Origin of the sequence: Streptomyces sp. Y7 (assembly GCF_043195415.1) — a bacterium.
Taxonomy (GTDB): Bacteria; Actinomycetota; Actinomycetes; order Streptomycetales; family Streptomycetaceae; genus Streptomyces.
Window position 1 is genome coordinate 115,702 of the sequence record NZ_JBIDDQ010000014.1, and the last position, 26,566, is coordinate 142,267.

At 71.4% G+C, this 26,566-nt stretch carries 22 protein-coding genes; 12 read left to right on the top strand and 10 right to left on the bottom strand.

The features are described 5' to 3' along the window. Nucleotides 1–5: 5 nt before the first annotated feature. The 5 genes from ACGFW6_RS28990 to ACGFW6_RS29010 are packed head-to-tail and all read right to left on the bottom strand — an operon-like array spanning nucleotide 6 to nucleotide 7,125. Nucleotides 6–2,954 (bottom strand): glycoside hydrolase family 2 TIM barrel-domain containing protein, encoded by a 2,949-nt coding sequence (locus tag ACGFW6_RS28990; protein WP_393516019.1) that lies wholly within the window; start codon nucleotides 2,952–2,954, stop codon nucleotides 6–8. Continuing rightward, nucleotides 2,951–3,790: a carbohydrate ABC transporter permease gene (locus ACGFW6_RS28995; RefSeq protein ID WP_393516022.1), complete on the bottom strand. Its 840-nt coding sequence runs from the start codon at nucleotides 3,788–3,790 to the stop codon at nucleotides 2,951–2,953. Before ACGFW6_RS28995 ends, ACGFW6_RS28990 begins: the two co-directional genes overlap by 4 nt. 12 nt (nucleotides 3,791–3,802) lie before the next feature. Next, nucleotides 3,803–4,762, bottom strand: coding sequence for a carbohydrate ABC transporter permease (locus tag ACGFW6_RS29000; protein ID WP_393516025.1), 960 nt, complete (start codon nucleotides 4,760–4,762; stop codon nucleotides 3,803–3,805). Then, a complete protein-coding gene (locus tag ACGFW6_RS29005) occupies nucleotides 4,762–6,048 on the bottom strand; it encodes an extracellular solute-binding protein (protein ID WP_393516028.1) in 1,287 nt (428 codons plus the stop codon). The genes ACGFW6_RS29000 and ACGFW6_RS29005 overlap by 1 nt, the downstream gene beginning before the upstream one ends. 57 nt (nucleotides 6,049–6,105) lie before the next feature. Next, nucleotides 6,106–7,125: a carbohydrate kinase family protein gene (locus tag ACGFW6_RS29010; protein ID WP_393516031.1), complete on the bottom strand. Its 1,020-nt coding sequence runs from the start codon at nucleotides 7,123–7,125 to the stop codon at nucleotides 6,106–6,108. Nucleotides 7,126–7,275: 150 nt separating this feature from the next. Here ACGFW6_RS29010 and ACGFW6_RS29015 point away from each other — a divergent pair, with 150 nt between their 5' ends. The 4 genes from ACGFW6_RS29015 (at nucleotide 7,276) to ACGFW6_RS29030 (ending at nucleotide 13,767) form a co-directional block, all read left to right on the top strand. Then, nucleotides 7,276–8,040, top strand: a complete 765-nt coding sequence (locus ACGFW6_RS29015) for a DeoR/GlpR family DNA-binding transcription regulator (RefSeq protein WP_393516034.1) — start codon at nucleotides 7,276–7,278, stop codon at nucleotides 8,038–8,040. Next, nucleotides 8,037–9,377 carry a 6-phospho-beta-glucosidase gene (locus ACGFW6_RS29020; RefSeq protein ID WP_393516037.1) on the top strand — a complete coding sequence of 447 codons (1,341 nt, stop codon included), beginning with the start codon at nucleotides 8,037–8,039 and terminating at the stop codon, nucleotides 9,375–9,377. Before ACGFW6_RS29015 ends, ACGFW6_RS29020 begins: the two co-directional genes overlap by 4 nt. 92 nt (nucleotides 9,378–9,469) lie before the next feature. Further along, a complete protein-coding gene (locus ACGFW6_RS29025) occupies nucleotides 9,470–12,517 on the top strand; it encodes an alpha-mannosidase (protein WP_393516040.1) in 3,048 nt (1,015 codons plus the stop codon). After that, nucleotides 12,517–13,767, top strand: coding sequence for an alpha-L-fucosidase (locus tag ACGFW6_RS29030; protein WP_393516043.1), 1,251 nt, complete (start codon nucleotides 12,517–12,519; stop codon nucleotides 13,765–13,767). The genes ACGFW6_RS29025 and ACGFW6_RS29030 overlap by 1 nt, the downstream gene beginning before the upstream one ends. Before the next feature lie 216 nt (nucleotides 13,768–13,983). On the opposite strand, the gene ACGFW6_RS29035 is transcribed toward ACGFW6_RS29030, so the two are convergent. Further along, the gene (locus ACGFW6_RS29035; RefSeq protein WP_393516046.1) at nucleotides 13,984–15,666 is read right to left on the bottom strand and encodes a carbohydrate binding domain-containing protein; all 1,683 of its coding nucleotides are present in this window, start codon (nucleotides 15,664–15,666) and stop codon (nucleotides 13,984–13,986) included. A 201-nt stretch (nucleotides 15,667–15,867) separates the two neighbouring features. Further along, nucleotides 15,868–17,004 (bottom strand): ATP-grasp domain-containing protein, encoded by a 1,137-nt coding sequence (locus ACGFW6_RS29040; RefSeq protein ID WP_393516049.1) that lies wholly within the window; start codon nucleotides 17,002–17,004, stop codon nucleotides 15,868–15,870. Between the two features lie 310 nt (nucleotides 17,005–17,314). Between ACGFW6_RS29040 and ACGFW6_RS29045 the strand changes: the two genes are divergently transcribed. After that, nucleotides 17,315–18,175 (top strand): metallophosphoesterase family protein, encoded by an 861-nt coding sequence (locus ACGFW6_RS29045; protein WP_393516052.1) that lies wholly within the window; start codon nucleotides 17,315–17,317, stop codon nucleotides 18,173–18,175. Then, nucleotides 18,172–18,852 (top strand): 4'-phosphopantetheinyl transferase, encoded by a 681-nt coding sequence (locus ACGFW6_RS29050; protein WP_393516055.1) that lies wholly within the window; start codon nucleotides 18,172–18,174, stop codon nucleotides 18,850–18,852. Before ACGFW6_RS29045 ends, ACGFW6_RS29050 begins: the two co-directional genes overlap by 4 nt. Before the next feature lie 25 nt (nucleotides 18,853–18,877). On the opposite strand, the gene ACGFW6_RS29055 is transcribed toward ACGFW6_RS29050, so the two are convergent. Beyond that, a complete protein-coding gene (locus ACGFW6_RS29055; protein WP_030954880.1) occupies nucleotides 18,878–19,108 on the bottom strand; it encodes a hypothetical protein in 231 nt (76 codons plus the stop codon). Between the two features lie 230 nt (nucleotides 19,109–19,338). Between ACGFW6_RS29055 and ACGFW6_RS29060 the strand changes: the two genes are divergently transcribed. Next, the gene (locus tag ACGFW6_RS29060; protein ID WP_393516059.1) at nucleotides 19,339–20,382 is read left to right on the top strand and encodes an alpha/beta fold hydrolase; all 1,044 of its coding nucleotides are present in this window, start codon (nucleotides 19,339–19,341) and stop codon (nucleotides 20,380–20,382) included. A gap of 35 nt (nucleotides 20,383–20,417) precedes the next feature. Here the strand turns inward: ACGFW6_RS29060 and ACGFW6_RS29065 are convergent, their stop codons facing one another. Together ACGFW6_RS29065 and ACGFW6_RS29070 are read right to left on the bottom strand one after the other, a co-directional pair. Beyond that, nucleotides 20,418–20,942, bottom strand: a complete 525-nt coding sequence (locus ACGFW6_RS29065; protein WP_393516232.1) for a toxin-antitoxin system, toxin component — start codon at nucleotides 20,940–20,942, stop codon at nucleotides 20,418–20,420. A 39-nt stretch (nucleotides 20,943–20,981) separates the two neighbouring features. Further along, nucleotides 20,982–21,632 (bottom strand): helix-turn-helix transcriptional regulator, encoded by a 651-nt coding sequence (locus ACGFW6_RS29070; protein WP_359053445.1) that lies wholly within the window; start codon nucleotides 21,630–21,632, stop codon nucleotides 20,982–20,984. Nucleotides 21,633–21,855: 223 nt separating this feature from the next. Here ACGFW6_RS29070 and ACGFW6_RS29075 point away from each other — a divergent pair, with 223 nt between their 5' ends. The 5 genes from ACGFW6_RS29075 (at nucleotide 21,856) to ACGFW6_RS29095 (ending at nucleotide 26,550) form a co-directional block, all read left to right on the top strand. Beyond that, a complete protein-coding gene (locus tag ACGFW6_RS29075) occupies nucleotides 21,856–22,518 on the top strand; it encodes a hypothetical protein (protein WP_393516063.1) in 663 nt (220 codons plus the stop codon). Between the two features lie 143 nt (nucleotides 22,519–22,661). Continuing rightward, nucleotides 22,662–23,813 carry an NAD(P)/FAD-dependent oxidoreductase gene (locus ACGFW6_RS29080; protein WP_393516066.1) on the top strand — a complete coding sequence of 384 codons (1,152 nt, stop codon included), beginning with the start codon at nucleotides 22,662–22,664 and terminating at the stop codon, nucleotides 23,811–23,813. Next, nucleotides 23,810–24,112, top strand: coding sequence for a (2Fe-2S)-binding protein (locus tag ACGFW6_RS29085; protein ID WP_393516069.1), 303 nt, complete (start codon nucleotides 23,810–23,812; stop codon nucleotides 24,110–24,112). Before ACGFW6_RS29080 ends, ACGFW6_RS29085 begins: the two co-directional genes overlap by 4 nt. Continuing rightward, nucleotides 24,105–25,526 (top strand): NAD(P)/FAD-dependent oxidoreductase, encoded by a 1,422-nt coding sequence (locus tag ACGFW6_RS29090; protein ID WP_393516072.1) that lies wholly within the window; start codon nucleotides 24,105–24,107, stop codon nucleotides 25,524–25,526. The genes ACGFW6_RS29085 and ACGFW6_RS29090 overlap by 8 nt, the downstream gene beginning before the upstream one ends. A 127-nt stretch (nucleotides 25,527–25,653) precedes the next feature. Further along, nucleotides 25,654–26,550, top strand: a complete 897-nt coding sequence (locus ACGFW6_RS29095; RefSeq protein WP_393516075.1) for a dihydrodipicolinate synthase family protein — start codon at nucleotides 25,654–25,656, stop codon at nucleotides 26,548–26,550. Nucleotides 26,551–26,566 lie beyond the last annotated feature (16 nt).

Genomic DNA, 26,566 nt, shown 5'->3' on the forward strand with positions numbered 1-26,566 from the left:
GGGGTTCAGAGCGCGCGCAGGGTCCAGCTCCAGCGGTGGATGCCCGGTGCGACGAGATACGAGGGTGAGGTGTCGGGCCCGCAGGAAGCGGTGCCCAGGCCGCGGTGCGCGGCGTCGATGTGCACCACGCAGCCGGGCCGCGGGACCAGCTCGTCGTGATGGCCGGCGGCGGCGAGGTCCTCCGCGCGGTAACGGGTCACCGAGATCTGGCGGGGTTCGTCCAGGACGACCGAGAGCCCGGTGGCGTCCGGCGCCGACAGTGTGAACCGCCGCACGCCGTGCCGGCCGCCGCTCTCCTGGGGCCGCAGGTACGGGGTGAACAACTCCTCGACGGGGACCGAGTGATGGCCGACGGGCGCGCCCGCGCTGCGGTCGGGGTACGACTCCCAGGGGCCCTGCCCGAACCAGTCCAGCAGGTCGAGTCCGGCGACCGTCTCGAAGACCGTGCCGACCCGGGCCACGTCGTCGAACGCCTCCGGCAGCTCGGCCTCCTCCTCGACCCGGACGCCGCCCTCGACCGGTGTGAACACCTGCCGGTGCCGTACGACACCGGTCGTGCCCGCGTACTCGGCCTCCACCGTCACCCGGCCGCTGTCCCGGCGCACCGACACGGCCTTGCGCACCAGCGCGTCGAGCCCCCAGCTGCGCCAGCGCTGCGCCATGCCGCCGAGCTCGTCGTTGTCGGTGGGCGCCCGCCACAGCGACAGCGTCGGCGCGGCCGTCAGCAGCGGGTGGACCAGGAGCCCTTCGCCGTCGACCTGCACCCGCCGGTCCACGGGAACGGCTTCGGCGGCGGCCGGCCCGCGCAGCCGCACCTGCGGCACGCACACCTCGGTGCCGCGCGACGCCCACGGCTGGTCCTCGGCCACGGTCACCCGCAGCGTCAACCAGGCCTCGCCGCCGTCGCGAGGCACCGCGAAGGGCAGCGGCACGGCGGCCGTCTCGCCGGGGCACAGGCGCGGCAGCGCGGCGGGCGCGGTCAGCGTCGTACCGTCGGCGAGGTCCAGCCGCCACTCGCCGGCGAGCCAGTCCAGGCCGCGGAAGTGCTGGTGGTTGCCGAGCACGATGCCCTCGTGCTTGTAGCACTCGATACGCAGCGGCGCCGCGATCTCCCGGTGCTCGTACATCGCGGGCTTGGGCGTGCGGTCGGGGAACACCACGCCGTCCGCGATGAACGCGCCGTCGTGGAGGGACTCGCCGAAGTCACCGCCGTACGCCCAGCGGTACCCGGGCGCGGCGACACCGTTGTCGTAGAGGCCGGCGCCCCCACGCCCGGCCGGTCTTCCGTCGCTCACGCGCTGAAGAATTCCGTGGTCCCAGAACTCCCAGATGAACCCGCCCTGAAGACCCGGGGTGGCCTCGATGGCAGCCCAGTGGTCGGCCAGCGTGCCGTTGCTGTTGCCCATGGCGTGCGAGTACTCGCACTGGATGAGCGGCTTGGTCTGCTTCCCGGAGAGCGCGTGGGCGAGACAGTCCTCCAGCGGCGCGTACATCGGGCACGCGATGTCGGAGGCGACGTCGGGGTCCGCCCAGCCCAGCTTGGCGGCGCCCTCGTACTGGACCGGCCGCGTCGGGTCGTGCCGGCGCAGCCAGCCGGCCGCCGCGTCGTGGTTCGCGCCGTAGTCGGACTCGTTGCCCAGGGACCAGATGATCACCGACGGGTGGTTCTTGTCGCGCAGCACCATGCGCGAGACACGGTCGACGAAGGCGCTCAGATAGCGCGGATCGTCGGCGATCTCGTGGGCGTGGTCGTGCGACTCGATGTCCGCCTCGTCGACGACGTAGAGGCCGAGCTCGTCGGCGAGGTCGTACAGGGCGGGGTCGCTCGGGTAGTGGGCGGTGCGCACGGCGTTGAAGCCGAAGCGCTTGAGCAGCACCAGATCGGCGCGCATGTCGTCGTACGACACCGTCCGCCCGGTCAGCGGGTGGAAGTCGTGCCGGTTGACGCCTCGGACGAACACCCGCTCCCCGTTGACGAGCAGGTCCCGGCCGACGACCTCGACGTCCCGGAAGCCGATGCGGTGGCGGGAGGTGTCGGCGACGGTGCCGTCGCGGCGGTGCAGGCGCACGGTCAGGTCGTACAGCTCGGGCGTCTCCGCGTTCCAGGTGCGCACGTCGGCGACGGCGGCCAGCAGCCTGGCCTCGCCGAGGAAGTCGGAGACCCGCTCGTCCTCGGTGTTCGCGCGGTCGAACTCCGCGTCCTGCGCGAGCGGCAGCCCGTCCAGGTCGCCGGTGAGATACCACCCCTCGGGCAGCGCACCGCCCGTGTCCCGCACCCGGCAGTCCACCCGCAGTTCGCCGCTGTACGCGGCCCGCACGGTGACGTCCGCGAGGTGCAGCGGATCCGTCGCGTACAGCAGCACCGAGCGGGTGATCCCGCCGTGCCACCACTGGTCCTGGTCCTCGATGTGCGAGGCGTCGGACCACTTCACCACGGTCAGCCGTACGGTGGCCCGCGCGCCCGGACGCACCAGTGCCGTCAGGTCGAACTCGGCCGCCAGGTGGGAGTCCTTGGAGACACCGGCGGGCCGCCCGTCCACGTGGACCAGCAGCACGCTCTCGGCGGCCCCGACCTGGAGCACGATCCGGCGGCCGGCCCAGTCGGCGGGCACGTCCACCTCGCGCTCGTACACCCCCGTCGGGTTGGCGGCGGGGGTGTGGGGCGGGAACTCGGGGAACGGCATGCGGACGTTGGTGTACTGCGGCAGGTCGGCCGTGTCCTGGAGGGTCCAGGAGCCGGGGACGTGCGCGTTCGCCCAGGCACCGCCGACCGGCGCGTGCGGAGCGGGCAGCAACTGGAAGCGCCAGTCGCCGTCCAGGGGGAGTCCTCCGCGGCGCCGGTCGACGGCGTTCATGGGGAGCCGCCCCCAGGAGGTCACCTCGGGTGCCTCCCAGGGGCGCAGGGCGATCAGGGGATCGACGGCGCCGGGACCGAGGATCGACGGATCGTTCATCCGCGGACGGCCCCCTTCGCGAGGTCGCCGATGATCTGGCGGGCGCCGATGGCGAAGACGATCAGCAGCGGGATCAGGGCGAGGACCGCGCCGGTCATCACCATGCCGTAGTCGGTGGTGCCGTGGGTGCCGTTGAGCTGGGACAGCGCGACCTGGAGGGTGACGTTGTCCGGGTTGGTCAGGGCGATCAGGGGCCAGGCGTAGTCGTTCCACTGGCCCATGAAGGTGAAGATGCCGAGGAAGGCCAGCCCGGGGCGGACGACCGGGAGCGCGACGTGCCAGTACTGGCGCAGGAAGTTCGCGCCGTCCAGCTTGGAGGCGTCGAGGAGCTCGTCGTGGATCGCGCTCCTCATGTACTGGCGCATCCAGAAGATGCCGAACGCGTTGGCCGCCGCCGGCACGATCAGCGCGGTCATCGAACCGATCCAGCCGATCTTCGCCATGATCACGAACTGCGGGATCGCCGACATCTGGGCCGGCACCATGAAGATCAGCATCAGCAGCGCGAACAGCACGTTCTTGCCCGGGAAGTCGAACTTGGCGAAGACGAAGGCCGCGAGCGAGTCGAAGAACAGGACCAGGAAGGTCACCACCGTCGCCACCAGCAGCGAGTTCCCCATCGACCCGAAGAAGTCGATCGTGTCGAACAGGCTGCGGACGTTCTCCAGGAAGTGCGAACCGGGCAGCAGCTTCGGCGGGTAGGAGAAGATCTCCGACGAGGTGTGCGTCGACATGATGACGGCCCAGTAGAACGGGAACGCCGACAGCAGCACACCGATGATCAGCGACGCGTGCAGCGCGATGCCCCGGCGTCCGGAGCCCTTGATGGATGCCATGTCGCGGCCTTCCTACTGTTCGCCCCGGCGCTGCACGAGGCGCCAGTTGATGATCGAGAAGAGGACGACGACCAGGAAGATGCCCCACGCCACGGCGGCGCCGTACCCGAAGTCGTTGTTGTCGAAGGTCTGCTGGAAGAAGTAGAGGACCATCGTCCGGCCGGCGTGGTCCGGGCCGCCCGAGAACGTCGACTCGTTGGCCGTGGTCTGGAGCAGCACCTGCGGCTCGGAGAAGCTCTGCAGACCGGTGACGGTGGAGACGACGAGCACGAACAGCAGCGTCGGCCGCAGCAGCGGCAGGGTGACCCGGAAGAAGGTCTGCACGGGACCGGCGCCGTCGATGCGGGCCGCCTCGTACAGATCGCTCGGGATGGTCTGGAGACCGGCGAGGAAGATGATCGCGTTGTAGCCGGTCCACTGCCAGGTCATCAGCGTGGCGATGGCGACCTTGATGCCCCACGGGGTGTTCAGCCAGGCCACCTGGTCCAGGCCGACCGCCTGCAACAGGGCGTTCACCAGGCCGAAGTTGGTGGAGAAGATCGATCCGAAGACGATCGCGATCGCCACGACCGAGGTGACGTTCGGCAGGAAGTACGCGAACCGGTAGGCGTTCTTGAAGCGGACCGCCGAGTTGAGCATCACGGCCGTCACTATCGCCAGGAAGATCATGGGGAAGGTGGCCAGCGCCCAGATGATCAGCGTGTTCCCGATCGACTGCCAGAAGTCGCTGTCGCTCAGCAGGTACTGGTACTGCGAGAGCCCCGCCCACTCCATCGAGCCGAGGCCGTCCCAGCGGTGGAAGGACAGGTAGAGCGAGAAGCCGACGGGGATCAGGCCGAAGGCGAGGAAGAGGAGGTAGAACGGGGAGATCGCGGCGTAGAGGTGCCAGTGCTTGCGCAGGCCCTTCTTCGGCCGGGCCGTGGCGGGCTGCGGCCGGTTCACGGCGGGCGGGGTCTGCTCGATGACGGCCATCAGATGCTCACCCCCAGGTGCTTGGCGATACGCCGGCACTTGCTCATGGCGTCCTCCCAGGCCTTCTTCGGATCCTTGCCGAGGACTCCGACGTTCTTGATCTCGTCCCTGATCGGCTGCCCGAGGGCGACGTCGTAGGGGCTGTTGAAGGCGACCGGGATCTTCTCCGCGGCCGGTCCGAAGACGTCCATGGTGATCTGGTCGCCGAAGAAGGGGTCCGGCTCGCGCAGCTTCTTCATCTCGTACGACGCCGGGGTCGAGGGGAAGAGGCCGGCCTCGACGAAGCCCTGGGCCTGGTTGTCCGCGTTCAGCATCCAGGTGATGACCTCGAAGGCCCGCTCGGGCTCCCGGCACGCCTTCGTGATCGCGAGGAAGGAGCCGCCGACGTTCGAGGGGCCGCCCGGACAGCCGGCCACCCGCCAGTTGCCCTTGGTCTTCGGGTAGGCGAGCTTGAGGTCGCCGGCGGCCCAGGAGGCGTTGAGCTGGCTGGGCAGCTTCCCCTTCTCGGTCGCCGAGATCGAGTCGGGTGTGCCGGTCACGATGTTCGAGACGATTCCGCGCCGCTTGGCCTCCACGGCCCGTTCCCAGCAGGTGCGCACATTGGTGCCGTCGCCGATGAAGTTGCGGTCCTCATCGACGAACCGGGTGGTGCTCTGGCCGATCGACATCTCGAAGACGCTGCCGACGTCGGTCAGGATGTACGTCCCGGGTATCCGCTTCTTCAGCTGCTCGCCGGCGGCGAAGAACTTCTCCCAGGTGTCCAGTTCCCGGGACACGTCGTCGGGTTCGTGGGCCAGCCCGGCCTTCTCGAAGACGGCGGGCTGGTAGTAGTGCACGACCGGGCCGACGTCGATCGGGAAGCCGACGAGGCTGCCGTCCGGGGCCACGCCCTGCTGCCACTTCCAGTCCAGGTACCGGCTCTTGAGCTTGTCGGCGCCGAGCGTCCTGAGGTCCACGAACTGGTCGGAGTTCGGCAGGTAGGACGCCATGTCCTCGCCCTTGAGCCCTGCGATGTCGGGGATGTGGGCGTTGCCCGCCATCGTGGTGATCAGCTTCGACCGGTAGTAGCCGCCGATCTGGATGGCGTCGAGCTCCACGGAGCTGCCGTAACGCGCCTTGGCGTTCTTGACGACCGTGTCGCTCAGGCCGCCGCTCCAGTACCACAGGACCATGTTCCGGCCGGTCGAACCGGTCGGAACGGCACAGCCGGACGCCAGGCCGCCGAGCGCCGTGGCGGCCGTACCGGCCAGGCCCGCGCGGAGCAGGCCTCTTCGTGAGAGCCGCACAGCTCCCACCGCCTTTCGGATCTTTTCGGGACTTCGCATGAGGGGCGTGGGGGGAAGTCAGTGCCGCCGTGCGGGCGGGGTCACGGGGGCGTACGCGACGGGCGGCCCGGGATCGTCCGGGAGCCGCTCCGCCAGGAAGCCGTACGTCCGCCTCAGTTCGGGATCGGTCAGCGAGCGCCACCAGCGGTCGACGCCGTACCAGCCGGGGGCGGCCAGGGCACCGCCGTGCCGGCCGACGGACAGGCCGGCGGCGAGGACGGCGAACCGCAGCCGTTCCTCCAGGGGCCAGCCCTCCAGCGAGGCCGCCACGAAGCTCGCCCCGAAGACGTCCCCGGCGCCCGTGGCGTCGAGGACATCGATGTCCAGGGCGGGCACGTCCGCGTACTCACCGGTCGTCTGGTCGACGGCGACCGCGCCGTCCCCGCCGCGCGTCACCACGGCCACCGGCACCAGCTCGCTGAGCGTGCCGAGCGCCGCGACCGCGCTGTCGGTGCGGGTGTACGCCAGGGCCTCGGTCTCGTTGGGGAGGAAGGCGTGGCACAGGGAGAGCTGGTCGAGCAGGTCGGTCGACCACTGCTGGGTGGGGTCCCAGCCGACGTCGGCGTAGATGCGGGTGCCGTTCGCGGCGGCCTTGGCCAGCCACTCGCGGGGCTCGGCCTCGAGGTGCACGAGGGCGGTGCGCGCCTCGGGCGGGTCGCCCATCAGCGCGTCCTGCGAGTACGGGGGCTCCTGGCCGTGGGTGACGAGCGCCCGGTCGGTGCCGTAGGCGAGGGAGACGGTGACGGGGGTGGGCCAGCCGTCCGCGGTGCGCGAGAGCGAGAGGTCGATGGCCTCCTGGTCGCGCAGGACGTCCCGGCAGTACGCGCCGTAGAGGTCGTCGCCGAACACCGTGGCCAGCGAGGTGCGCAGACCGAAGCGGGCGGCGGCCACCGCCAGGTTGGCGATGCCGCCCGGGCCGCAGCCCATGCCGCCGGTCCAGATCTCCTCGCCCGGTGTCGGCGGCTTCCCGAGCCCCGTGAGAACGAGGTCGTAGAAGAGCAGCCCGGTCAGCAGCACATCGGGCCGGTCGTCGTCCACGGAAACGTCCTCTCGTTCGGGACCCGCTCGGAGAGCTCGTCAAAACTCTTCATTTGGTGACCGGAATCGTGCGCCGCTCCGAGGGATTGGTCAATACCCGAGCAGAAATGAGCATGGCGATGATTGAAGATGCCGAGTAGTGTTCACGGCGTGCTGGCAGAACGACGACACCAACTCATCCTGCGGGCCCTGCGCTCGGGCGGCCCCGCGGCCGTGACCGATCTCTCCGAGCAGCTGGGTGTGAGCCCCGCCACGATCAGGCGTGACCTGCTCAAACTCGAGGACGACGGCCTGCTGACACGTGTGCACGGCGGCGCGGTCGTGGAGGAGGGCGACCAGCCCTTCGCCGAGGTCGCCGAGGTGCGCGTGGCCGAGAAGGACGCCATAGCCGCGCACGCGGCGGCGATGGTCCAGGACGGCCAGTCCGTGCTGCTCGACATCGGCACCACCGCCTTCCGGCTGGCCCGTCAGCTGCACGGCCGCCGCCTCACCGTGATCACCAGCAACCTGGTGGTCTACGAGGAGCTCGCCGACGACGAGGGCATCGAGCTGGTGCTGCTCGGCGGCATGCTCCGCCGCGAGTACCGCTCCCTGGTCGGCTTCCTCACCGAGGACAATCTGCGCCAGCTGCATGCCGACTGGCTGTTCCTGGGCACCAGTGGAGTGCGGCCGGGCGGGCAGGTGATGGACACGACGGTCGTCGAGGTGCCGGTGAAGCGGGCCATGATCAAGTCGAGTGACAAGGTCGTCCTGCTCGCCGACGCGGCGAAGTTCCCCGGGCACGGCATGGCGAAGGTGTGCGGTCCCGAGGACCTGGACGTGGTGGTGACGAACGAGCCGGTCGACCCGGCGACGCGGGCCTCCTTGCAGGAGGCGGGCGTCGAGGTCGTCGTGGCGGGAAAGGTGCAGACGTGAAGCTGACGATTCTCGGCGGCGGAGGATTCCGTGTGCCGCTCGTGTACGGGGCGCTCCTGACGGACCGCGCCGAGGGGCGGGTCACCCACGTCGTGCTGCACGACCTGGACGCGGGCCGTCTGAACGCCGTGACCCGGGTGCTCGCCGAACAGGCGGCCGGCGTGCCCGACGCACCCGAGGTCACCGCCACCACCGACCTGGACGAGGCCCTGCGCGGCGCCGACTTCGTCTTCTCCGCGATCCGCGTCGGCGGCCTCGAGGGCCGGGCGAACGACGAGCGGGTCGCCCTCGACGAGGGCGTCCTCGGCCAGGAGACGGTCGGCGCGGGCGGCATCGCCTACGGCCTGCGCACCGTCCCGGTCGCCGTCGACATCGCCCGGCGCGTCGCCCGCCTCGCGCCCGACGCCTGGGTCATCAACTTCACCAACCCCGCGGGCCTGGTCACCGAGGCCATGTCCCGCCACCTCGGCGACCGCGTCATCGGCATCTGCGACTCGCCGGTCGGCCTCGGCCGCCGTATCGCCCGGGTGCTCGGCGTGAAGAACCCGGGCGAGGCGTGGATCGACTACGTCGGCCTGAACCACCTCGGCTGGGTGCGCGGCCTGCGCGTCGCAGGCCGCGACGAACTCCCGCGTCTGCTCGCCGACCCGGACCTGCTCGGCTCCTTCGAGGAGGGCAAGCTCTTCGGCGTCGACTGGCTCCGCTCGCTCGGCGCCATCCCGAACGAATACCTGCACTACTACTACTTCAACCGCGAGGCCGTCCGCGCCTACCAGGAGGCCGACAAGACCCGCGGCGCCTTCCTGCGCGACCAGCAGGCCGGCTTCTACGAGCAGATGCGCGACCCCGGCGCCTCCGCCCTGGAGGTCTGGGACCGCACCCGCGCCGAGCGCGAGGCCACCTACATGTCCGAGAACCGGGAGACGGCCGGCGCCGGCGAGCGCGACGCCGACGACCTCTCCGGCGGCTACGAGAAGGTGGCGCTCGCGCTGATGCGGGCCATCGCCCGGGACGAGCGCACGACCCTGATCCTCAACGTCCGCAACCAGAACACGCTGTCGGTGCTCGACTCCGACGCGGTGATCGAGGTGCCCTGCCTGGTCGACGCCAACGGCGCCCACCCGGTCGCCGTCGCCCCGCTGCCCGACCACGCCACCGGGCTGGTCTGCTCGGTGAAGGCGGTCGAGCGGGAGGTGCTGGCCGCGGCCGAGTCCGGCTCCCGTACGACGGCCGTGAAGGCCTTCGCGCTGCACCCGCTGGTCGACTCGGTCAACGTCGCCCGCAGGCTGGTGGAGGGGTACTCCTCCGTCCATCCGGGACTGGCGTACCTTAAGTAGCGCTCGTCCGTCGAAAGCGCTTTCTCCTCGCGTTTCCCTCGCCCTGTCCGCCCCTCGCCTCCCCTCCGTTCTCTCCCTCCCTGGAGACCCTGATGCACGACGAACGCCGCCGGATCGAGGAACGCGTCGAGCGCGTCCACAACCAGCGCATCAAGCCCGCGATCTACTCGGCCACCGTCCCCTTCGAGGTCGCGGCCTGGCAGGCGCCGGGCGAGCCGGTCTCCTTCGAGGAGGCGGCGGCCGCCCGGTACGAGCCCTTCGCGATGGACACGCCGTGGGGCCCGCCCTGGGGTACGACCTGGTTCCGGATGCGCGGCCGGGTGCCCGCCGACTGGGCCGGACGACGCGTCGAGGCCGTCATCGACCTCGGCTTCGTGGGGGACTGGCCCGGCAACCAGGCCGAGGCCCTGGTCCACCTCGTCGACGGCCGCCCCCTGAAGGCCGTCAACCCGCTCAACCAGTACGTGCCGATCGGCAACCCGGTCGTGGGCGGGGAGGAGATCGACTACCTCGTCGAGGCCGCCTCCAACCCCGACATCCTCGCCAACGACTTCGCGGCCCCCACCCCGCTCGGCGACGTCCTCACCGCCGGCGACAAGCCGCTCTACACCTTCGAGCGCGCCGACATCGCCGTCCTGGACGAGGAGGTCTGGCACCTCGACCTGGACCTCCAGGTGCTGCGCGAGCTCATGGTCCACCTCGGCGAGCACGAGCCCCGCCGGCACGAGATCATGCACGCCCTGGACCGGGCCATGGACGTCCTCGACCTGGACGACATCTCCGGCAGCGCGGCGGCCGTACGCGAAGTGCTCGCCCCCGTGCTCGCCAAGCCGGCCCACGCCAGCGCGCACACGATCTCCGGCGTCGGCCACGCGCACATCGACTCGGCCTGGCTGTGGCCCATCCGCGAGACCAAGCGCAAGACGTCCCGCACCTTCTCCAACGTCACGTCCCTCGCGGACGAGTACGACGACTTCATCTTCGCCTGCTCGCAGGCCCAGCAGTACGAGTGGGTGCGCGACAACTACCCGCACGTGTGGGCCCGGATCCAGGACTCGGTGAAGAAGGGCCAGTGGGCGCCGGTCGGCGGCATGTGGGTCGAGGCCGACGGCAACCTGCCCGGCGGCGAGGCCATCGCCCGCCAGCTCATCCACGGCAAGCGGTTCTTCATCGAGCACTTCGGCGTCGAGACCAAGGGCGTCTGGCTGCCGGACTCCTTCGGCTACACCGCCGCCTACCCGCAGCTCGCCAAGCTGGCCGGCAACGAGTGGTTCCTGACCCAGAAGATCTCCTGGAACCAGACCAACAAGTTCCCCCACCACACCTTCTGGTGGGAGGGCATCGACGGCACCCGCATCTTCACCCACTTCCCGCCCGTCGACACCTACAACGCCCGCTTCAGCGGCGAGGAGATGGACCGGGCGGTCCGCAACTACTCCGAGAAGGGCGGCGGGACGCGCTCGCTGGCCCCCTTCGGCTGGGGCGACGGCGGTGGCGGCCCCACCCGCGAGATCATGGAACGGGCGCGCCGGCTCGCCGACCTGGAGGGCTCGCCCAAGGTCGTCGTGGAGCACCCGGACGAGTTCTTCGCCAAGGCCCGCGCCGAGTACGAGGACGCCCCCGTCTGGAACGGCGAGCTCTACCTGGAGCTGCACCGCGCCACCTACACCTCCCAGGCCCGCACCAAGCAGGGCAACCGGCGCAGCGAACACAAGCTCCGCGAGGCCGAGTTGTGGGCGACGACGGCCGCGCTGCACGCGCCGGGCTACGCCTACCCGTACGACAAGCTCGACCGGCTGTGGAAGACGGTCCTGCTGCACCAGTTCCACGACATCCTGCCGGGCTCCTCGATCGCCTGGGTGCACCGCGAGGCCGAGGCCGAATACGCCCGCGTGGCCGCGGAGCTGGAGGAGCTGACGGCCGAGGCGGTCGCGGCGCTGGGCGGGGGAGAGGCCCGGGTCTTCAACACGAGCCCGTTCGAGCGCTCCGAGGTCGTCCGCACGGCCGAGGGCGCACCGGCGTACGTCACGGTGCCCGCGAGCGGCAGCGCGCCCCTCGCGTCGGCGGAGCCCGCGCGGCCCGTGTCCGTCACCGGCCGGGTCCTCGACAACGGCCTGGTGCGGGTCGAGGTCGCCGAGGACGGCACCCTGGCGTCCGTGTACGACCTCCGGGCAGGCCGCGAAGTCCTCGCCGACAAGGGCAACCTGCTCCGTCTGCACACGGACCTGCCCAACTACTGGGACGCCTGGGACATCGACAAGCACTACCGCAACCGCTACAAGGACCTGCTGGAGACCGAGTCGCTGACGGTCGTCGAGGAGGATCCGCTCATCGGCGCGATCCGGGTCACCCGCGCCTTCGGCAAGGGCTCGACGCTCACCCAGACCATCACCCTGCGCGCCGGCAGCCCCCGCGTCGACTTCGAGACCGAGATCGACTGGCACGAGGCCGAGAAGATCCTGAAGGCGGGCTTCCCGGTCGACATCCGCGCCCCGCACTCCTCCGCCGAGATCCAGTTCGGCCACATCCAGCGCCCCACCCACACCAACACCAGCTGGGAGGCGGCCCGCTTCGAGGTCTCCGGCCACCGCTGGGTGCACATCGCCGAGCCCGGCTACGGCGTCGCCGTCATCAACGACTCGACGTACGGCCACGACGTGACCCGCACGGTCCGCGAGGACGGCGGCACGACGACCCGGGTCAGCCTCAGCCTGGTGCGCGCCCCGCGCGTCCCGGACCCCGAGGCCGACCAGGGCATGCACCGCTTCACCTACTCCCTGCTGCCCGGCGCGAGCATCGAGGACGCCGTCGCCGAGGGCTACGCCCTCAACCTCCCGCTGCGCGTGGCGGACGCGGCCGGCGCCCCCGAACCGGTCGTCTCGGTGGACGGCGCCGGCGTCACCGTCGAGGCGGTCAAGCTGGCCGACGACGGATCCGGCGACGTCGTCGTACGTCTCTACGAGTCCCGCGGCGGGCGGGCCCAGGGCGTGCTGCGCACCGGGTTCCCGCTGGCCGGCGCCCAGGTCACCGATCTGTTGGAGCGCCCGCTGGAGGCCGCCGAGGTCGACGGCGGGGTGCCCGTGTCGCTGCGCCCCTTCCAGGTGCTGACCCTTCGCCTCCAGCGCGCCGAGGTGGGCTGATGGCGGTACAACCCTGGTTCACCGACGCCAAGTTGGGGATCTTCATCCACTGGGGCATCTACGCCGTCGACGGCGTCCAGGAGTCCTGGTCGTTCTACGACGACATCGTCCCGTACGACCGCTACATGTCCCAGTTCGACCGTTTCACGGCGTCCCGCTACGAGCCCCGCGACTGGGCGAAGCTCTTCGCGCGGGCCGGTGCCGGGTACGCCGTCCTGACCAGCCGCCACCACGACGGCGTGGCCCTGTGGGACTCGGCCCACGGTGAGCTGAACGTGGGCCGCGACCTGATCGCGGGCTACGCCGACGCCCTGCGCGAGCAGGGCCTCAAGGTCGGCCTCTACTACTCCCACTCGGACTGGAGCCACCCCGACTACGCCTCCACCCGCAAACCCGGCCGCCCGCCGGAGCTGGAGGACAACCGGTACTCCGAGGTCGCCGCCGAGGACGAGGACCTGGAGGCATGGGAACGCTTCCTGGCCTACCGGGACGGCCAGATAGCCGAGTTGACGTCCCGCTACCGGCCGGACCTGCTGTGGTTCGACGGCGAGTGGGACCGCAGCGAGGAGCAGTGGCGCATCCCGGAGCTGGCCGCGCTGATCCGCTCCGAGGTGCCGGACGTCGTCTTCAACGCCCGCATGCTCAGCGAGGGCGACTACGCCACGCCCGAGCAGGGCGCCCCGGTCGTCCCGCCCGACGGCCCCTGGGAGCTGTGCCTGACGATCAACGACTCCTGGGGCCACCAGCACCACGACCACAACCACAAGTCGGTCGACCAGCTCATCCGCTACTTCACCGAGACCATCGGGGGAGGCGGCAATCTGCTGCTGAGCGTGGGCCCCCGCGAGGACGGCACGATCCCGGCCGAACAGGCCGAGCGGCTGGAGGGACTCGGCGACTGGATCGCCAGGCACGCGGAGGCGGTGTACGGCACCGAACGCGGTCTGCCGGCCGGGCACCACTACGGCCCGAGCACCCTCTCCAAGGACCGCCGCACCCTGTACCTGATGGTCTTCGACGCCCCGCGCGCGGAGATCAACGTACGCGGGCTGCTCGGTGGGGTACACCGGGTCACGGTGCTCGGCAGCGGCCGGGAACTGGCCCACCGGGTCACCGGCGGTCTGCACGAGACGCCCGGGGTGCTCTGGATCGAACCGCCCACCGGGGCGGACCTCGACCCGCACGCCACGGTGCTCGCGGTCGAGTTGGACGGGGAGCTGGAGCTGTACCGGGGCGCGGGCCGCTTCTGACGCGTCACCCCGCGGTTTCCTTCGGGCCGGTCGGCCGCCGCCCCCGTCGCAGCGGTCGGCCGGCCCGAATCCCCCGTGCTTCCCCCGTGGTGGTGCTTCCCCCGTGTTTCCTCGGTCCCCCGGTTGTTCCCCCGTTGCCTTTCACTCTTATGAGCACGTCGGTGGAGCCCTGATACACCCTCCCGGAAAAAATTCTCCGGGAGGGTGACCGGGGCCTCAGCCGGTGAACCCGGCCGTGATCGAAGTGAACTGCCAGTTGCTCTGGCTGATCCCGGAGCAGTTGCTCGTCACGCCGCCGCCCGGGCACGGCCGGTCACGGTTGACCGACCAGAACGCGAGGCGGGCGATGTGATGCGAGTTCGCCCAGTCCCGGATCTGTGTCCAGGTCGCGGTCGAGGTGAGCTCCTGCTGGTCGGACAGGCCGTTCATGCCGGAGATGCCGAGGTGGGCGTAGGCCGTGGCGTCGTCCCACCCGAAGGTGGACTTCAGCTTGTTCTTCAGCCCCTCCGAGGCGTTCACGGTGTTGCCGTACATGTCGGCGCCGCCGCCGAAGTCGAACGGCATGATCGTGAACACGTCGATGTCCGCGTTCAGCGCCTTGGCCTGCTCGATGAGCCGGTTGCCCCAGTACGTCGGGCCGGTCGTGGAGGTGCCGAAGGTGAGGACGGTCCGCAGACCCGGGTTGTTCGCCTTGACGATCTTCAGGGCGTTCAGGATCCGGTCCTGCACGGTCGCGTTCTCGAACTCGTCGGTGTTCTCGATGTCGACGTCGATGGCCTTCAGCCCGTAGGCGTCGATGACCTTCTGGTACGCCCCCGCCAGCGCCTCGGCGCTGGAGCAGTTCGGCCCGAGCTTGTTGCCGCTCCAGCCGCCGATCGACGGCACGATGTCACCGCCGGCGGACCGGATGGAGTTGATGACGCTCTGGTCGTTCCCGCCGGTCAGCGGACGCGACCCGTCCCAGGCGGGGTTGCAGCCGCCGGAGGAGAGGATGAACGCCATCGTGTACCACTTGATCCCGGTCGAGCTCATCACCGAGGTCGCGCTCGGCGGATCGCCCCAGCCCAGGTACAGATAGGGCGCGGCCTGCTTGAAGCCGGTACCGCCACCGCCGCCCGCGTCCGTCGTGACCGTGACGGCGTTGGAGGCGGCCGACACGTTCCCTGCCGCGTCCCGTGCCCTCACCGTGAAGGTGTAGCCCGTGCTGGGCGACAGCCCGCTGACCGTGGCGCTCGTACCGGAGACGCTGAGCACCTGGGTGGCGCCGCGGAAGACGTCGTACCCGGTCACCCCGACGTTGTCCGTCGAGGCGTTCCACGCCAGCGACACGCTGGACGAGGTCTTGCCGGTGGACCGCAGACTGCCGGGCACGCTCGGCGCCTGGCCGTCCGAGCCGCCGCCCGGCCCGTCGAGGCTGATGTCGTCGGCGTAGTAGGTGCCCTGCGCGTACCAGCCGTGCACGTACACCTGGGCGCTGGTCTGCGAGGCGCCGGTCGTGAACGACAGCGACAGGCGGCTGTACGCCGACGGCGACGACGTCCAGGTGGAGGCGCCGCCGTCCACGCCGAGGTAGACGTAGGAGCCGCGCACCCAGCCGCTGAGGCTGTACGTGGTGTTCGGCTGCACCGCGACGGTCTGGCCGCACTTGGCGATGTCGCTCGAACTGACGGCCCCCGCAAGGGCCTTGGACCCACCGTGCACGGGCGAGGAGACGACCGACCCGAGATTGCCGGTGCAGCTCCACGGGGAGAGCCCGCCCGACTCGAAGCCGGCGTTGGACAGGACGTTGGCCGCTTGGGCCGTACCGGGAAGAGCGACGGCTCCGGCGATCGCGAGAGCGGTGGAGCCGACGAGAGCGAGAAGTCGACGTCTGAGACGTCTGAGGGGTTGGTTGCGCACGTGATCTCCCTGGGAAAGTGGGGTGTTCGGGAGTGCACAGGTGCAGAGATGTGCGAAGAGGTGCGCAGACCAAGTTGGTATGGACCAATTCAGGTGTCAAGTGCCGGCGCCGAGATTGGTCCATACCAGGGGTGGTGAAACGCCGTCAGGGTGCGGGGAACCGCGCGATCGGCCACGCGCGGCCCGCACCCGGCGTACGGCCTAGAGCGGCAGGACCTGAGCCGTCGCGCTCTCGACCGACTCGACCGGCGCGGGCGCCGGGACGGCCGGCAGCAGCGGCTCCGTCTCCTCGGCCGCCCGCTGCAGCGGAATGGACACGGGCCGCAGCTGCCGCGGGCCCGAGACGACCGTGTAGTCCTGCCCCAGGAACGGCGGAACGACCTCGCCCGGGTCCTCGCCGAGCGCCAGCTGGACGGCCAGCCACGGGACATTGACCCCGCACAGCGACAGCTGGTGCAGCCCGCCCGCGGGGCGTGTGTTGACGTCCATCAGCACCGGCGTGTCCCCGAACATCCGGAACTGGATGTTGGACAGGTAGTGCAGCCCGAACCCCTCCGCGATCAGCCGCGCCGGCTCCAGCCACTGCTCCTGGAGCGTGAACCCGCGCCGGCGGCCGCTCTTGCTGCGGCCGATCGCCAGCCGGACCCGGTTGTCCGGCCCGGTCAGGCAGTCCACCGACACCTCCGGCTGCTCCAGCCGGGGCATCACCAGCCAGTCCACCGGCTCGTCGCTCCGCCGCAGCGCGTCCACCACCAGGTCCAGCTGCACATACGGCGTCGGGAAGCCGCTGAGGTGCATCAGCGAGAAGGGGGAGCGCGTGATCACCCGGAAGCCCACGCCACCCGCGCCGGACGCCGGCTTGAAGCAGGCCTTGTGCCCGGCCTCCTCCAACTCCTCGACGGCGGCGACCAGTTCATCGGCGTTGCGCACCCGCCACCACGGCGGCACCGGCACGCCGACCGCCTGCACGGCCTCGTACGCGATCACCTTGTCCTGGAAGACGGCCACGGCCTCCGGCGGCGGCGCCAGCAGCGCCGTGCCGACCGCCTCGAACTCCGCGCGGTGTGCCACGACCGCCGACTGGTGCAGCCGGGGCACGAACACGTCGATACCGCGACGGCGGCACTGGGCGAGGGCGTACTCCACGTACCCGGCCGGGGACAGGCCCTCCGGCTCCAGCTCGGCGGTGTCGGCGGCGGCGAGCACGGGTGAGTCGGCGTCCCCGTGCGTCGCATGGATCTCCACGGCCCGATCGCTGGGATTTCGTCGCAGCTGATCCATGAAGAACACGTTCTCCGCGTACGTGCGGTTGAGCCAGACGCGTACGCGAGAGACCATGCAGGGCCGTCCTTTCGGGTGTGCGGGCAGGGCGAAGCAGGCCCGTGCCCGGGCAGGGTGGTTGGAGGTACACCAAACCGCCCCTTGCGAAGGGACGTTCACGGCGGTGGTGTTGGGGCGATCATACGGGTTTCAAGGGGTGCCGCGTGCAACGTACGTGTTACGGAATTGCGGATGCTTCCTGACCGTCAGGAACACCCCCGGTACTCCCTCCCGGTGACGACGTGATCCGGCCTTGTACGGGCGGGGGACACTGTGTTCTGGTGGTCCTGTTCGTGTGATCGTTCCGTGTGACCGGAAGGGGCGAAGGGTGACGTCGACGGCCGGCGGGGCCGGACAGCTGCTGGCCATCAGTGACCTGCACATCGGATACGAGGAGAACCGCGCCCTCGTCGAGCGGATGCGCCCCGAGTCGGACGGCGACTGGCTGCTCGTGGCCGGCGACGTGGCGGAGACCGTCGCCGACATCCGCTGGGCCCTCAAGACGCTCGCCGGGCGGTTCGACAAGGTCGTCTGGGCGCCCGGCAACCACGAGCTGTGGACCCACCCGAAGGACCCGGTCACCCTGCGCGGCGTCGCACGCTACGAGCACCTGGTCGAGATGTGCCGGGAACTCGGCGTGACGACCCCCGAGGACCCCTACCCCGTCTGGGAGGGACCCGGCGGCCCCGTCGCGGTGGCCCCCCTGTTCCTGCTGTACGACTACTCCTTCCTGCCCTCCGGCTGCGCCACCAAGGAGGAGGGACTGAAGTACGCGCACGGCACCGGGATCGTGTGCAACGACGAGTACCTGCTGCACCCCGACCCCTACCCGTCCCGCGAGGCCTGGTGCGAGGCCCGCGTCGCCGGGACCGAACGGCGGCTCGCCGCGCTGCCCGAGGACCTGCCCACCGTCCTCGTCAACCACTACCCGCTGGACCGGCATCCCACGAACGTCCTGTGGTACCCCGAGTTCGCCATGTGGTGCGGCACCCGGCTGACCGCGGACTGGCACCGCAGGTTCCGCGTCCGGACCATGGTCTACGGCCACCTCCACATCCCGCGGACCACCTGGCACGAAGGCGTCCGCTTCGAGGAGGTGTCGGTGGGGTATCCCCGCGAGTGGCGCAAGCGACCGGACCCGCCGGGCCGTCTGCGCCGGATTCTGCCGAAGGAGGGCGCGGCCCGGTGATCGAGGAACTGCTGCCCGACCCGGTGGTCACCGTCGAGGCGTACGGCAACGACGAGCACGCCGGCACGGTCCTGTATCCCGAGGAGGAGGCCGTCGTCGCCAAGGCGGTCGACAAGCGCCGCCGGGAGTTCGCCGTCGTACGCTCCTGCGCGCGCCGCGCCATGGAGAAGCTCGGGGTGCCCCCGCAGCCGATCCTGCCCGGTGAACGGGGCGCCCCCGGCTGGCCCCCCGGACTGGTCGGCAGCATGACCCACTGCGACGGCTACGGCGCCGCGGCCCTGGTCCGCGCCGCCGATCTGGCCTCCCTCGGCATCGACGCCGAACCCCACCGGACGCTCCCGGAGGGCGTGCTGCCCGCCGTCTCCCTGCCCGCGGAGGCGGACCGGCTGCGCCGGCTGGCCGCCGACCACCCCGATGTCCACTGGGACCGGCTCCTGTTCAGCGCCAAGGAGTCCGTCTACAAGGCGTGGTTCCCCCTCACCGGGAAGTGGCTGGACTTCACCGAGGCCGACATCGACCTCTTCGCCGACCCCGGCGAGCGGCACAGTGGCGGCCTGCGCGCACGGCTGCTCGTGCCGGGCCCACTGGTGGGCGAACGCCGGATCGACGTCTTCGAGGGCCGGTGGACCGTCCAGCGGGGGCTGGTGGCGACCTCGGTCAGCGTGCCGCACACCTGAGCCCCCTCCGGCGTCCTGAGGTCCGCTACGGCTCCGCCGGGCACCAGCCCTTCAGCAGCCGGAAGAACTCCTCCTCGTTGCCCGTCAGACCCGCGGCGGCCAGCGCCTGTTCCGCCTCCGCGAGCACGGCCGGCGGCACCACGGGTGGTCGGCCCTTCCCGGGCGGACCGTCGAACGCGGCTCGTACGGTGTGCAAAAGCCGCAGGTAGGCCTGGACGGCGGTGCGCTCGCGATCGGTCAGTACGGCAGTGGGCATCGGTCGGCTCTCCCCAAGTCGGCGTCGTCGCGTCACGCCCGCATACGAGGGCGCACCACCAGCTTGCCGTCCACCACTGACAATCGGGTTCGGTCCCCCGTCCGTTCGCCCGCTTAGCGGAGGCGAAACCTCCCCGAAACCCCTGGTGGGAAAGGAGTCCTACGCTGGAGGGAACGGCCTCGCGCCGCACACCCGCGGCCCGGGAGCGCGGCAGGAACGGAGGTGGGCACGTGGCTGATGCCCAGGGCCGACGCCCGGTGCGCGCGGTACGGCTGCGGCCGGTGGGCGACGGAGAACTCGCGCTGCAGTACCGCGTCGTGCACGGCTACCGGCGCGCCTTTCGCATGGCCGGTGAGGGGCCGGTGCTGGTGCTGATCCACGGCATCGGGGACTCCTCCGACACCTGGGCCGAGCTGATCCCCGACCTCGCCCGCACGCACACGGTGATCGCCCCCGACCTGCTCGGCCACGGCGCCTCCGACAAGCCGCGTGCCGACTACTCGGTGGCCGCCTACGCGAACGGCGTGCGGGATCTGCTCACCACCCTCGGCATCGAGTCGGCGACGCTGGTCGGACACTCGCTGGGCGGGGGAGTGGCGATGCAGTTCGCGTACCAGTTCCCCGAGCGCACCGAGCGGCTGATCCTGGTCAGCGCGGGCGGGGTGGGCCGCGAGGTCAATCCGGTGCTGCGGCTGGTCTCGCTGCCGGGCGCCCATCTGCTGCTGTCCGCGCTGCGGCTGCCGGGCATGCGGCTGCAAGTGGGGCAGGCGGTACGGCTGATGCGGTTGCTGGACACCGACCTCGGGCAGGACGCGCCGGAACTGCTCACCCTCGTCGACGCCCTGCCCGACGAGACCTCGCGCAACGCCTTCATCCGGACCCTCAGGGCGGTGGTGGACTGGCGCGGGCAGGTGGTCACCATGCTGGACCGCTGCTATCTGACCGCGGGCATGCCGACGCTGCTGGTGTGGGGCGACCGGGACAGCGTGGTGCCGGTGCGGCACGCGTACGGCGCGCACGAGGCGATGCCCGGCAGCCGGCTGGAGATCTTCGAAGGGGCGGGCCACTTCCCGTTCCACACCGACCCGGCCCGTTTCGTCGCGCTGGTCGAGGAGTTCGCAGCCGGCACGGCCGCCGCCGACTGGAGCCGTGAGAACTGGCGCGAGATGCTGCGGGCGGGACGGCCCGGTACGGCGGCGGGACAGCCGGACACGGCGCGTTCCCGGGCGGTGGAACGGGAGCTGCGGGAGGCGAGCGAGCGCAGCGCGACCTGACCCGCCGCGCGACCTCGAACCGGTGTGCCTCCCGGTCAGCCCTGCGGCCCCAGATAGCCCAGTGACGCCTCGATGCGCCCCGCCAGATGGTCCCGCTGCCCGCGCACCGACGAGTCCGCCAGCCAGGTGCGGCACTTGCTGGCCAGCAGCAGCCCGAAGCTCTCGGCCTCCTGCTCGTCGGCCTCGTCGAAGCGGCTGCGGGCGGCGACCTTCAGCACCGTGGAGCGCAGATCGGCGTCGTCGCTGAGCAGCCGGGCCGCCACGGTCGCGCCCTCGATGCTGTGGGTGCAGTGGCCTGCCTTCATGTGCCACAGCTCGTGGCCGAGGATCACCAACTGGTGGTCCGGCGCGGTGCGTTCCTCGATCACGACCAGGTCCTGGTCGGCCATGTCGAGCCACAGCCCGCTGGCGGTGCCGGCCGGGAAGGCGGCCGTACGGAAATGGACGGGACGGCCGCGGCGTCTGCTCATCGCGTCGCACAGCGCGCCGTACAGCATGCCGGGTGCCGCGGGGGCGGGGATCTCCAGCTCCGCGATCAACTCGCCGCACAGGCGGCGCATTTCCTTACCGATGCCCACAGATCTCCCGTTCTCCCCGGATCACGACTCGGGTCGCTTGACGCTCTCCAGGAGCATGTCCAGCCACTCCGCGACCTTGTCACGGTGCTGGTCGGTGGGCAGTTGGGCGGCACGCCAGGCTATGCCGCGCACGCCGTGATCCTGGAGGAGTCTCTCCAGCGGGTCCTCGGCGGCCTGGGCCGCCTCGCGCTCCGCGAGCTTCTGGAGCAGGTCCTGCTCGGTGCGCTGGAGGGAGCCCGCGAGCGCCTCGGGGTCCTCGGCCGTGAGGAATCCGGCGTGCACGCGGAAGAAACGCTGGATGGCGTCGCAGTGCTCCATGGTGGGACGGCGGTCGCCGTTGATCAGGGCGCCGGCCTGCTGCCGGGACATGCCCGCGCCGTCGGCGATCTCCTGCTGGGTGTACTTGCGGCCGTTCGGCTTCAGCCGGGTGCGGCGCAACAGGTCCAGCCGCTGGAGGAAACGCGCCTGCACATCGGGCTCACCCGCCGGGCGGCCGCTCAGCAGGGCCTTGACGACGGGCTCGGGGACGCCGGAGGCGACGGACAGCCGCCCGGTGTCGAAGACCTCCGCGTGCGACACGCCGAGCCGGTCGGCGAGCGCGGTGACCCGGGCGACGACGGCCGGCAGCGCTACCGTCGGCGTGGCGCCCGAACCCTCGAAGCCATCCGTCACCGGCAGATCTCCTACGTCTCTCACAGGCTCCTCACAAGCCCTTCCCGTGAACTCGACGGAGATTACCGGGTAGTTCGAACTCACATCCAGGTCTCGCCACAACTGTGGCCAATTTCAGCCGTCAACAGACATGAAATGCCACGATAGTTGACACGGCTCCGGCTCGGGCATCAGGATCGGGGCGCCGCGTGAAGGCCGCATAGGCAAGAGGGGTGACCTCCCGATGGCATATCAGGCAGGTGGGGAGCGGTCCGTGCCGCGCCCCGTCCTCGAGAGGCCGGAGGCCCAGGCGTATCTGCGGGACTACGCCGCTCTCGTGGAGGCCGTGCCCTTCCCGTCCGTCGTGCTGGACCACCGCTGGGACGTCGTGCTCGCGAACACCGCTTTCGCGTCACTTTTCCGCGGTGTGGGCCCGCATCCGACGGCGATGCCCGGCGACAACTTCCTCAGATTCGTGCTCTTCCACCCGGACGCGAGCACGGTCCTCGGCGAGCACGAGTCCCGCTGGTGCCTGCCGATGCTGGCCCACTTCGCGGCCGCCGTGGAGCGGCACGGCCACGACCACGGCTTGCAGGCCATCCGCCGGGACATCGCGCAGGACCCGATCATGGAGGCCGCCTACCGGCAGGGTCTGCCGCACTGGATCCGCGCGGTCGATGAGCAGGTGGTCGCCCGGGACGGCGCCGTACGTCCGCTGCTGCACCCGGACCCGCGCTGGGGCGCGACCGAGTGCCGGGTCGTGGACGAGACGCCCAGGACCCTTGAGGAGATGGGCTACACCCGGCTGACGCTGGTGCTGCGCGAGCTGCGCCGCGAGCGGCCCCGGACGCGAGTGGCGCGCCGCGGCGCCGGCCATCTGCGCGTCGTGCCCGCCACCGAGGACTGAACGGGGCACCGTCGGCGTTCAGGTCGCCGACGGCGCCCCGTCAGCGCGGGAACGTTCGCCCTGGAGTTTTCGGGCCTATCCCTTTCGCGGGACCAGGGCGTCGCACCATTCCCTCGTAGAGTGGTGTGTGACATAGTACTGGCGTGAGCGAGCGACTGACCTGCGACGTCGTGGTCGTCGGAGCCGGCATGGTGGGCGCGGCCTGCGCGCTGTACGCGGCCCGGGCGGGCCTGGACGTGATCCTCGTCGACCGCGGCCCGGTGGCGGGCGGCACCACCGGCGCCGGTGAGGGCAACCTCCTCGTCTCCGACAAGGAACCCGGCCCCGAACTGGACCTCGCTCTGCTGTCCGGCCGGCTGTGGGGCGAGCTGGCGGGGGAGTTCGGGGCAGCCGTCGAGTACGAGGCGAAGGGCGGTGTCGTCGTGGCCTCGTCCTTGGACGGCCTCGCGGCGCTGGAGCGGTTCGCCGACGGACAGCGCGCCGCCGGGGTCGTCGCCGAACCGGTCGCGGGCGACGCCCTGTACGCCCTGGAACCCCATCTCGCCCCCGGCCTGTCGGGCGGCGTCCACTATCCCCAGGACTGCCAGGTCATGCCCGCCCTGGCCGCCGCCCACCTCACGCGCGGCTCGGGCGCCCGCCTGTTCACCGGCCGCACGGTGACCGACGTCCTGCGTACGAGCGCCGGCGCCGTGCGCGGGGTCCGCACCGACCGGGGGGACATCCACGCCCCGGCGGTCGTCAACGCCGCCGGCACCTGGGGCGGTGAGGTCGCCGCACTCGCCGGCGCCGTGCTGCCGGTGCTGCCGCGCCGGGGCTTCGTCCTGGTCACCGAACCCCTCCCGCGCAGGGTCCGGCACAAGGTCTACGCCGCCGACTACGTGGCCGACGTGGCCAGCGACTCGGCCGCGCTGCAGACCTCGCCGGTCGTCGAGGGCACCGCGGCGGGGCCGGTCCTCATCGGCGCGAGCCGGGAACGCGTCGGCTTCGACCGGACCTTCGCGCTGCCCGTCGTGCGGGCGCTGGCGGCGGACGCGACGCGCCTGTTCCCGTTCCTCGCCGACGTCCGCGCGACACGTGCCTACCTCGGCTTCCGCCCCTACATGCCGGACCACCTGCCCGCCGTCGGCCCCGACCCCCGTGTGCCCGGTCTGTATCACGCCTGCGGTCACGAGGGCGCCGGCATCGGACTGGCCACCGGCACCGGCCACCTGATCGCGCAGGCCCTGACCGAGAAGACCCCCGACCTGGACCTGACGCCGTTCCGCCCCGACCGCTTCGGCGAGGAGGCCGTATGAGAACCCCTCTGGAGCTCGCCGACGCCCACCCGGGCCCGGCCTTCACGGTCACCTTCGACGGCCGTGAGATCGAGGCCCTGCCCGGCCAGACGGTCGCCGCCGCGCTGTGGGCGGCGGGGGTCACCTCCTGGCGCACCACCCGCGGCGAGGGCCGCAGGCGCGGGGTGTTCTGCGGCATCGGCGTCTGCTTCGACTGCCTGATCACCGTCAACGACCACCCCAACCAACGGGCCTGTCTGGTGCCATTGCACCCCGGCGACACCATCCGGACCCAGGAAGGGACGGGGCACGATGACTGACCGCGACCCCGCCGACTCTGGAGCCCCGCGCCTCGCCGTGATCGGCGCGGGACCCGCCGGGCTCGCCGCGGCCGTTGCCGCCGCCGCCCGAGGGGTCCGGGTCACGCTGCTCGACTCCGCGACGGAGGCGGGAGGCCAGTTCTACCGGCAGCCGGCCGCCGGGCTGAACGCCCGCAGCCCGCAGGCTCTGCACCATCAGTGGCGGGTGTGGGAGCGGCTGCGGGACGGGCTGGCCGCACACGTCGAGGCAGGACATGTACGGCATTTGACGGATCATCATGTCTGGTTCGTCGAGCGTCTGCCCGCCGGTGGGTTCACCGTGCACGCCCTGCTCGGCCCCGAACAGCGGGATCCGGCCGAAGTGCGCGCCGACGCCGTGCTCCTCGCCACCGGCGGCTACGAGAAGGTCCTGCCCTTCCCCGGATGGACCCTCCCCGGCGTCGTCACGGCGGGCGGCGCCCAGGCCATGCTCAAGGGTGCCCTCGCCCTCTCCGGGCGCACCGCGGTCGTCGCCGGGACCGGCCCGCTGCTGCTCCCCGTGGCGACCGGGCTGGCCGCGGCCGGCGTCGAGGTGGCCGCGCTCGTCGAGTCCGCCGACCCGAAGGCGTTCCTGCGACGCACCCGGGCGCTGGCGGCCCAGCCCGCCAAGGTCGCCGAAGGCGCGCGGTACGCCGCCCGGTTGCTGCGTCACCGGGTGCGGCTGCTCGGGCGGCACACCGTCGTCGAGGCACACGGCACCGAGCGGCTGGAGGCCGTGACGGTGGCTGCGCTGGACGTCGACGGGAGGGTCAGGCCCGGTACCGGGCGCCGTATCCCGTGCGAGACCCTCGCCGTCGGCCACGGGATGCTCCCGCACACCGACCTCGCCGAGACCCTCGGCTGCGGCCTCGACGGACTCGCCGTACGCGTCGACGACGAACAGCGCACCGACGTGCCCGGCGTCTGGGCCGCGGGGGAGGCCACCGGCATCGGAGGGGCGGCGCTCTCGCTCGCCGAGGGGCACATCGCCGGGCGCTCGGCCGCCGCCCGTCTGCGCGGTGAGCGGCCCGACCCGGCCGGTTGGGCGGCCGCCGCCCGGACCCGTACCCGACTGCGCGCGTTCTTCGCCGCGCTCGACTCCGTGTACGCCCCGCCGGCGCGCTGGGCCGAGCGGATCACCGACGACACCGTGGTCTGCCGCTGCGAGGAGGTCACGGGCGGGGCGATCCGGACGGCGGTCGTGGAGCTGGGCGCCGGGGACGCGAGGACGGTGAAGCTGATGACCCGGGCCGGGATGGGATGGTGCCAGGGGCGGGTGTGCGGGCCGGCGGTCGCGGGGCTCGCCGGGTGCGAACTCACCCCTTCGCGCAGGCCCTTCGCCCGGCCCGTGCCCCTCGGGGTGCTCGCGCGGGCGGGGGAGGACGAGGACGGCTGAGCGCCGGAGCCGCCGGGCGCCGGTCGGCCGTACGGATCAATGCAAGGCCGCACGCTCCCATGCAAGGTCACCCGCTTCAATGCAATGTCACACGCCACTATCGCAGTCCACTGAGAGGGAATCCGAGATGACCGTCACCGAACACCGCCCCTGGCGTGGCGTCCTGGTCGCCACCGCCCTCCCGCTCGACGACAACCTCCGCGTCGACCACGGCAGGTATGCCGAGCACTGCTCCTGGCTCGTCGAGAACGGCTGTGACGGTGTCGTGCCGAACGGCAGCCTCGGGGAGTACCAGGTGCTCACCCCCGAGGAGCGGGCGAAGGTCGTCGAGACGGCCGTCGCCGCGATCGGCGGCGCACGCGTGATGCCGGGCGTGGCCGCCTACGGTTCGGCCGAGTCCCGGCGCTGGGCGGAGCAGGCCCGGGACGCGGGCTGCGCGTCCGTGATGTTGCTGCCGCCGAACGCCTACCGCGCCGACGAGCGCTCCGTCCTCGCCCACTACGAGGAGGTCGCCGGGGCGGGCGTCCCGGTCGTGGCGTACAACAACCCCATCGACACCAAGGTCGACCTCGTCCCGGAACTCCTCGCCAAGCTGCACGGCGAGGGGTACATCCAAGCGGTGAAGGAGTTCTCCGGCGACGTCCGGCGCGCCTACCAGCTCGCCGAACTCGCCCCGGAACTCGACCTGTTGATCGGCGCCGACGACGTCCTGCTGGAGCTCGCGCTGGCCGGCGCCAAGGGCTGGGTGGCCGGCTATCCGAACGCGCTGCCCCGGTCCACCGTGGAGCTGTACCGCGCGGCCGTCGGCGGTGACCTCGGCACCGCGAAGAAGCTGTACGAGCAGTTGCACCCGCTGCTGCGCTGGGACTCCAAGGTCGAGTTCGTGCAGGCGATCAAGCTCTCCATGGACATCGTGGGCCGGCACGGGGGACGCTGCCGTCCACCGCGGGTGCCGCTGCTGCCGGAGCAGGAGGCCGCGATCCGCGCCGCCACCGAGAAGGCCGTGGCCGCAGGGCTCGCGTAGGCACAAGGGAGGCTGG